This window comes from Inquilinus sp. (assembly GCF_057815775.1).
Window position 1 is genome coordinate 1 of sequence record NZ_JBYRFX010001083.1, and the last position, 7,484, is coordinate 7,484.

Annotated in this window: 8 protein-coding genes; 3 read left to right on the plus strand and 5 right to left on the minus strand. The window is 69.9% G+C overall.

Translation table 11 applies throughout. The features are described from left to right. From AC3XYG_RS38750 to AC3XYG_RS38760, 3 genes are all read right to left on the minus strand, one after another. Positions 1-308 (minus strand): efflux RND transporter permease subunit (locus tag AC3XYG_RS38750; RefSeq protein ID WP_489145243.1); only part of this gene is annotated, 308 nt, incomplete at its 3' end. Positions 309-310: 2 nt separating this feature from the next. Next, complete coding sequence (locus AC3XYG_RS38755) at positions 311-1,492, minus strand: efflux RND transporter periplasmic adaptor subunit (RefSeq protein WP_489145244.1); 1,182 nt, start codon at positions 1,490-1,492, stop codon at positions 311-313. A gap of 258 nt (positions 1,493-1,750) precedes the next feature. Further along, a complete protein-coding gene (locus AC3XYG_RS38760; RefSeq protein WP_489145245.1) occupies positions 1,751-2,650 on the minus strand; it encodes a LysR family transcriptional regulator in 900 nt (299 codons plus the stop codon). Between the two features lie 373 nt (positions 2,651-3,023). Here AC3XYG_RS38760 and AC3XYG_RS38765 point away from each other — a divergent pair, with 373 nt between their 5' ends. The 3 genes from AC3XYG_RS38765 to AC3XYG_RS38775 all read left to right on the plus strand — a co-directional run bounded on the left by AC3XYG_RS38765 (position 3,024) and on the right by AC3XYG_RS38775 (position 5,567). Further along, entirely contained in the window at positions 3,024-3,989 is a 966-nt protein-coding gene (locus AC3XYG_RS38765; RefSeq protein WP_489145246.1) for a homoserine kinase, read from the plus strand. A 29-nt stretch (positions 3,990-4,018) separates the two neighbouring features. Beyond that, positions 4,019-4,474, plus strand: a complete 456-nt coding sequence (gene rnhA, locus AC3XYG_RS38770; protein WP_489145250.1) for a ribonuclease HI — start codon at positions 4,019-4,021, stop codon at positions 4,472-4,474. Positions 4,475-4,568: 94 nt separating this feature from the next. Further along, on the plus strand, positions 4,569-5,567 hold the full coding sequence (locus AC3XYG_RS38775) for a hypothetical protein (protein WP_489145247.1): 999 nt from the start codon (positions 4,569-4,571) through the stop codon (positions 5,565-5,567). A gap of 65 nt (positions 5,568-5,632) precedes the next feature. Here AC3XYG_RS38775 and AC3XYG_RS38780 read toward each other — a convergent pair whose 3' ends face one another. Beyond that, entirely contained in the window at positions 5,633-6,118 is a 486-nt protein-coding gene (locus AC3XYG_RS38780) for a peroxiredoxin (protein ID WP_489145248.1), read from the minus strand. A gap of 60 nt (positions 6,119-6,178) precedes the next feature. Further along, positions 6,179-7,484, minus strand: a 1,306-nt coding sequence (locus AC3XYG_RS38785) for a protein-disulfide reductase DsbD family protein (protein ID WP_489145249.1), incomplete at its 5' end; no start/stop codon positions are given.

Consider the following 7,484-nt stretch of genomic DNA (forward strand, 5'->3'; position numbering starts at 1 on the left):
CCGTCGATGTTTCGGTCGAGGTCGAACTGCAGGGTGATCGAACTGTTGCCCAGCGTGCTGCTGGACGTCATCTGCGACACGCCGGGGATCTCGGCGAATTGCCGCTCCAGGGGCGCCGTGACCGACGAGGCCATGGTGGTGGGGTCGGCGCCCGGCAGCTGGGCCGAGACCTGGATGGTCGGGAAGTCGACCTGGGGCAGGGGCGCGACCGGCAGCAGCGGATAGGCGACCAGGCCGACCAGCAGCACCCCGGCCATGATCAGCGAGGTGGCGATGGGCCGCTTGATGAACGGGGCCGAGATGCTCATGGTCAGGCTCCCGGCGTGGTGGCGGCAGGCTGGGCCGGCGTGGCCGCCTGGCGGATCTGCACATGGGTGCCCGGCTGCAGCCGGTACTGCCCGGCGGTGACGACCTGGTCGCCGGCATTCAGCCCCTGCTTGATCACCGCGACGCCGTCGGCGATGCGGTCGACATCGACCGTCTTGGTGTCGACCGTGCCGTCCGGCTTGACGGTGTAGACATACAGGCCGTCCTGGCTGCGCTGCACCGCGGTGCCGGGCACCGTGATGGCGTCATGCTGGGTGCGCAGCAGCAGCTTGGCGTCGCCGAACTGGCCGGGCCACAGCGTGTTGGCCTTGTTGGGGAAGGTGGCCTTCAGCCGGATCGTGCCGGTGCTCTGGTCGATCTGGTTGTCGATCAGGGTCAGGGTGCCCTGGTCCAGCGGCTTCTCGTCGCCGCGGGTGTCGGCGGAAACCTGCAGCGTTCCCTGCGCCATCGCCGCGGTGATGGCCGGCAGGTTCTCCTCGGGCAGGGTGAAGATCACCGCGATCGGGTGCAGCTGGGTGATGACCACCAGACCGCCGGTGTCGGTGGCGTGCACGATGTTGCCCTGGTCGACCAGCCGGATGCCGGTGCGGCCGTTGAGCGGCGAGGTGATGGTGGTGTAGCTCAGCTGGGTGGTGGCGTTGTCGATCGTCGCCTGGTCGCCCTGGATCTGGGCCTGCAGCTGCGCGATCAGCGCCTTCTGGGTGTCGACGCTCTGTGCCGTCGCATACTGGTGCAGGCTCTCGAAACGCTGCAGGTCGAGCCCGGCATTGGTCAGCTGGGCCTCATCCTTCGCCTTGGTCGCCTTGGCCTCGTCCAGCGCCGCCTGGAACGGCCGCGGGTCGATCTGCGCCAGCACCTGCCCGGCGGTCACGTCCTGCCCCTCCTGGTACGACACCGCCTGCAACTGGCCGTCGACCCGGCTTTTCACCGTCACCGTGTTCTCGGCCTGCACGGTGCCGAGGCCGGTCAGGAACTCCGGCACGTCGCGCCGTTCGGCAGCCGCGGCATCGATCGGCACCGACGGGGCCGGCGCGGCGGCGGTGGCCGCAGCGGCGTGCGCCTCGCGCATCCGCAGCTCGCGGCCGACGAAGATGGCGGCGAACAGGACGACGGCGGCCAGCGGCGTGCCGATCCGGAGGACCGCCCTGCGCGTGATCTTGGGCATCTGCATCTCTCCAGCGGGACAACGAAAACAGGACAAACAAAAGAATCCGGGCGCTGCGGCGTCACCTGCCGCGGCGTCGGTGAAGGGCGAGTCCTCCCATTCGTTCTGTCCGGGCCGCCGCGATCCTGGCGCCGCAGTCCCGCGCTCCGGCCCGTGGGCCGATGGTGGCGCTGACAGCCGAATTGGGGATGGGTGGCAATTGCCGCCAATGCAACCTTTTCACATCCCTATGCAGGTCCTGCATGTGCCCCGCCCCCGTCACAGATCGCGCGCGACGGCCGCGACGAGATCGCGCAGCCGGCGATGGACCGCCTGGCCCTGCAGGCGGCGGTGCCACAGCATCGAGGTCTCGATCCGGGGTGACGGATGCGGCAGCGGATGGATGTCGAAGCCATGGGCCTGGGCCAGCCGCTCGGCCATCCGCCGCCGCAGCACGGCGACCATCTGCGACCCGGCCAGGACATGCCCGGCCGACAGATAGGGCGACCGCAGGACGATCCGGCGTGCGGCGCCATGTTCGGCCAGGGCGTCGTCGATGAACCGCAAATCGTCGGTGAGCGAGGAGATCTCGAGATGCGGCATCGCCGCCAGCCCGTCGATGGCGAGCTCCTGCACCCCATGGCAGCCGAGGACCGCGACGAAGCCGTCCTCCATCAGCGGCTGGCGCGAGAACCGCTCGCCATCCTCGGCGGTGCCGCCGATGGCGAGGTCGAGGTCGCCGCGGTCGAGCATTTCGGGCAGGTTCAGCTTGCCGCTGCCGCGGATGTCGAGCATCAGCTCCGGCGCGACTTCGGCGCAGCGCCGCACGATCCGGTCGACCAGTACCACCGCGGCATAGGGGTCGACGCCGATCCGGATGGTCTGCACCGCATCGGCCGGATGGGTGTCGATCGATTGCAGCGAGAATTGCAGCTCGCCCAGGGCGCGGCGGATCGGTTCGGCGATCTCCTCCGCCCGCGCCGTCGGCACCATGCCCTTCGGGGTCCGGATGAACAAATCGTCGCGCAGCACGTGCCGCAGCCGCGCCAGGGCATGGCTCATCGCCGGTTGGCTCAAGCCCACCCGCGCGCCGGCGCGGGTCACGCTGCGGTCGCGCATGACCGCGTCGAACACGATCAGCAGGTTCAGGTCGAAGGCGCCCCAGTTCATCTTCGGCATCGCCGCGGCCCTCTATCGGCCGGCACGGCGGAGCGGCCTGCCGTCGCGATCACCGCTGGGGCAGCCGGCCGGTCCGATGGATTGCGGCGGACGTTCGTCGTGCATCTGAAAACATCATGTGGAGATCGGTACAGTATTCGACTTCATCTGCGCTTCCAATGAGATGGATTGCAGTGGACATCGTGCCGCAGCCATCAATACAGATGAAAGAAAGTTCATGAAATTTTTGTAAGCGGTATTTGCAGGGCAATGTGCAATGGCGGCGGTGCCGGGCCGGCCGGCCGAGCCTTCGGCACGTCGGCACGTCTCTCCCTTCGACAAGCCGGCCCGCCCGATCTATGAAGGCGGGCGCTGCTGCTTTTGCCGGGTTGCCATGGCCGTCTACACCGAAGTCACCGACGAAGATGTCGCCGCCTTTGTGGCGGAGTACGACATCGGCACCGTCCGTTCGCTCAAGGGCATCGCCGAGGGCGTCGAGAATTCGAACTACCTGCTGGTCACCACCACCGGCCCCCATATCCTCACCCTCTACGAGAAGCGGGTGGCCGAAGGCGACCTGCCGTTCTTCCTCGGCCTGATGCAGCATCTGGCCGCCCGCGGCATCGAATGCCCGCAGCCGGTCGCGGCGCGCGACGGGCAGGCGCTGCGCCGCCTGGCCGGGCGGCCGGCGGTCATCGTGACCTTCCTCGACGGGCTGTGGCCGAAGCGGATCCAGCCGTTGCACTGCCAGGCGCTGGGCGGGGCACTGGCGCGGATGCATGCGGCCGGGGCCGACTTCGCCATGGTCCGGCCGAACAACCTGTCGATCGAAGGCTGGCGCCGGCTGGTGGCGGATTGCACCGACCGGGCCGACACCGTCACCCCGGGCCTGGCCGACGGCATCACGCGGGAGCTGGCCTTCCTCGAGGCGCGCTGGCCCACCGACCTGCCGGTCGGGCTGATTCATGCCGATCTGTTCCCGGACAACGTGTTCTTCCGCGGCGACCGGCTGTCCGGGCTGATCGACTTCTACTTCGCCTGCACCGACATGCTGGCCTATGACCTGTCGATCTGCCTGAACGCCTGGTGCTTCGAACCGGACGGCGCCTTCAACGTCACCAAGGCGCGCGGGCTGCTGGCCAGCTATCGCACCGAGCGGCCGCTGTCGGCGGCGGAGATCGCGGCCCTGCCGATCCTGGCCCGCGGCAACGCGCTGCGCTTCCTGCTGACCCGGCTCTACGACTGGCTGAACCACCCGCCGGGCGCCTTCGTCCGGCCGAAAGACCCGCTCGAATACTGGCGCAAGCTGCGCTTCCACCAACAGGTCACCAGCGTGGCCGCCTATGGGATCGACCCGTGACAGACCTGAAGCCACCCGTGTTGAAGCCGATGAAGGTCGAGATCTTCACCGACGGTGCCTGCAGCGGCAATCCCGGCCCCGGCGGCTGGGGCGTGCTGCTGCGCATGGGCGAGACCGAGCGCGAGCTGTGTGGCGGCGAGAAGCTGACCACCAACAACCGGATGGAGCTGATGGCCGCGATCCAGGCGCTGGAGGCGCTGAAGCGGCCGGTCGATGCGGTGCTGACCACCGACAGCCAGTATGTCCGCAACGGCATCACCCAGTGGCTCAAAGGCTGGAAGGCCCGCGGCTGGATGACCGCCGACCGCAAGCCGGTGAAGAATGTCGACCTGTGGCAACGGCTGGAGGCGGCGATGACGCCGCACAAGGTCGACTGGCAGTGGACCCGCGGCCATTCCGGCCATGCCGAGAACGAGCGCGTCGACGAACTGGCCCGCCGCGGCCTGATGGAAGAAGGCCGCGGCCTGGCACCCGCCGGGGCTTGACCTCAACGATCCTCTCTCCATATTACGAATGGTAAGTTACCATTCGTAATTGAGCCGCCATGTCCTGACGGCGGCCCGGGGAAGGGGAAGACCCATGGTTCAGCGTGTCCTGATCGCCGGCGGCTACGGCGTCGTCGGCGGCCTTGTTGCCCGTCACCTGCGCCGGCTGGCGCCGGATCTCGACATCATCCTGGCGGGCCGCACGCCGGAATCCGGCGCGGCCCTGGCGCGCGAAATCGGGGCGCGGACAATGCGGCTCGACATCGCCGACCCGGCCGCGGCGCTGGCGGAGGCCGGCCCGGTCGACCTGATCGTGGCGACGCTGCAGGACCGCGGCGATACGCTGATCCAGGCCGCCTTGGCGCAGGGCGCGGCCCATATCGGCATCGCCAAGCTGGCCGACGAGGTGGCGCCGCCGGTGTTTGCGGCCCTGCATACGCCGCCGCAGCGGCCGATCGTGCTGGCGGCGCATTGGGCGGCCGGGCTGGTGACACTGGTGGCTCAACAGGCCGCCGCGGATTTTGCCCGGGTCGACTCGGTCGCCATGGCCGCGCTGTTCGATCCCGCCGACGCGGTCGGGCCGATGAGCGCCGCCGATGCCGCGGCCTTCACCGGCCGGGCGTTGCTGCGCCGCGGCGGGGACTGGATCTGGGTCGACATGGCCGGTCATCCCCGCAGCCTGCGCCTGGCCGATGGCGGCACATCGACGGTGCAGCCGCTCGCCGCATTCGATGCGCCCAGCCTGGCCGCGATCACCGGCGCCCCGGACGTTCGCTTCGATTTCGGCGAGGGCGATTCGATCGGCACCCGGGGCGGCACCCGGGCGTCGCATGAGGTCTATGTCGAGATCGAAGGGACGCTCGCATCGGGGCGGCAGGCCCGGCGGCGGGTCGTGGTGTCGGATCCGGAGGGCGTGGGGCACATGACGGCCCTGGGGACCGTGGTCATCGCCGAGCGCGTGCTGGGCCTGGATGGCCTGACGCTGCCGGCTGGCGGGCTGCACCTGCCGGAAACCCTGGTCGTGCCGGACGCGGCGATCGCGCGCTTCGAACAGGCGGGCGTGCGGATCACGACGGAAGACGAGGCAGCCTGACGGTAGCGGCCGCGTCGCTGGAAGGAATGGTCGGTCGGGGCGAAACCCGACCGACCCGCATTGTCTTACAGCGAGGCCAGCACCGCGTCGCCGCTCGACACCTCGAAGGCCCCCGGCTCCTCGACCGCCAGATGGGTGACGACGCCGTCCTTGGCGACCAGGGCGAAGCGCTGGGCCCGGGTGCCCAGGCCATAGCCCGACCCGTCCATCTCCAGCCCCAGCTCCTTGGTCAGGGTGGCGTTGCCGTCCGGCAGCATGAACACGGTGTCGCCGGAGACCTCGTTCTTGTCGGCCCAGGCCTTCATCACGAAGGGGTCGTTCACCGACAGGCAGACGATCTGGTCGACGCCCTTGGCCTTCAGCGCCTCGGCATTGTTGACGAAGCTGGGCAGGTGCTTGGCCGAACAGGTCGGGGTGAAGGCGCCGGGCACCGCGAACAGCGCCACGGTCTTGCCCTGGAACAGGTCGTCGGTCTTGACCTCCGCCATGCCTTCCTTGCCGAGGTGCTTCAGGGTGACCGACGGGATACGGTCGCCAACCTTGATCGTCATGGGGGTCTCTCCGCCAAGCTGTGTTGCGGCCGCGCCGGAGTCGTCCGGGCCGCCGGATGATTACGAATTCGCGCCCCGGGCCTTGTTGAGAGCGTCGAGGACCGCGTCGGTGCTGAGCAGTTCCGGCAGCAGGATCCCGTCCGGCGCCCCCGGCCCGTACACGGCGTTGAACGGTATGCCGTAGCGGCCATGCGCCGCAAGGTAGTCGGCGATGGCCTGGTCCGGATTGGTCCAGTCGGCCAGCATCGGCACCACGCCGGCCCCGCCCAGCGCGGACGCCACCGGGTCGCGGCCGATCACCAGCAGCTTGTTGACCTGGCAGGTCAGGCACCATTCGGCGGTGACGTCGACGAACACCACCTTGCCCTGGCCGACCAGCCCGGCAATGCCGGCGCGGTCGAACTTGGTCCAGGCGATGGCGGAGGCCGCGCTGGGCGTCGCCGCATCGGACCGGTCGAAGCGCAGCGGCAGCAGGATGGCGGCCAGCGCCAGCACGGCGGCGGCTCCGGCGGCCCAGCGCCGGACGGCCACCCCGCCGCGCGGCCGCAGCCACAGGATCAGCCCGATCAGCACCATGGCGGCGGCGACGGCGATGGCGGCCGTCGGCGGCACCTGCACGGCCAGGACGAACAGCAGCCAGGCGGCGGTGCCGAACAGGGCCAGGCCCAGCACGGCCTTGACCCACAGCATCCAGCGGCCGGGCCGCGGCAGCAGCCGGGCCAGGGCGGGAATCGCCGCGATGACGAGATAGGGCAGGGCCATGCCGAGGCCGAGGGCTGCGAAGATCAGCCCGATCTCGACCGGCCCGCGCGACAGGGCGAAGCCCAGCGCGGTGCCGACGAAGGGGGCGGAGCAGGGGGTGGCCAGCAGCGTGGCGAAGGCGCCGGTCAGGAACGGCGCCAGCAGGCCGCCCTGATTCTCTTGCGTGTCGGCACCGCTGGCGCGCGCCGCGGCGTCCATCGCCCGCCCCGGCAGCACGACCTCGAACAGCCCCAGCAGATTGCAGCCGAATAGGGTGAGGATGACGATCATCACCACCAGGAACACCGGCTCCTGGAACTGGATGCCCCAGCCGACGGTGGCGCCGGCCGCCTTCAGCCCGATCGCCGCAGCGGCGAGCACCAGGAAGGACGCGACGATGCCGGCGGCGGTGGCCAGCAGGCCCAGCCGTTGCCGCCGCGGCGTCTGGCCGCCGGCCTTCACGATCGACAGCAGCTTCAGCGACAGCACCGGCAGCACGCAGGGCATCAGGTTCAGGATCAGCCCGCCCAGCAGGGCCACGCCCAGGATGGTGACCCAGGCGGTGGCGTCGACCGGCGCCGCCACCGCCGTGCCGATGATGGGCTTGGCCTCGACGCTGCGTGCG

Excerpts from the sequence above, each read along its gene's own strand:
- AC3XYG_RS38755 (WP_489145244.1), bottom strand. The coding sequence starts at position 1,492 with ATGCCCAAGATCACGCGCAGGGCGGTCCTCCGGATCGGCACGCCGCTG.
- AC3XYG_RS38760 (WP_489145245.1), bottom strand. The coding sequence starts at position 2,650 with ATGCCGAAGATGAACTGGGGCGCCTTCGACCTGAACCTGCTGATCGTG.
- AC3XYG_RS38765 (WP_489145246.1), top strand. The coding sequence starts at position 3,024 with ATGGCCGTCTACACCGAAGTCACCGACGAAGATGTCGCCGCCTTTGTG.
- rnhA (WP_489145250.1), top strand. The coding sequence starts at position 4,019 with ATGAAGGTCGAGATCTTCACCGACGGTGCCTGCAGCGGCAATCCCGGC.
- AC3XYG_RS38775 (WP_489145247.1), top strand. The coding sequence starts at position 4,569 with ATGGTTCAGCGTGTCCTGATCGCCGGCGGCTACGGCGTCGTCGGCGGC.
- AC3XYG_RS38780 (WP_489145248.1), bottom strand. The coding sequence starts at position 6,118 with ATGACGATCAAGGTTGGCGACCGTATCCCGTCGGTCACCCTGAAGCAC.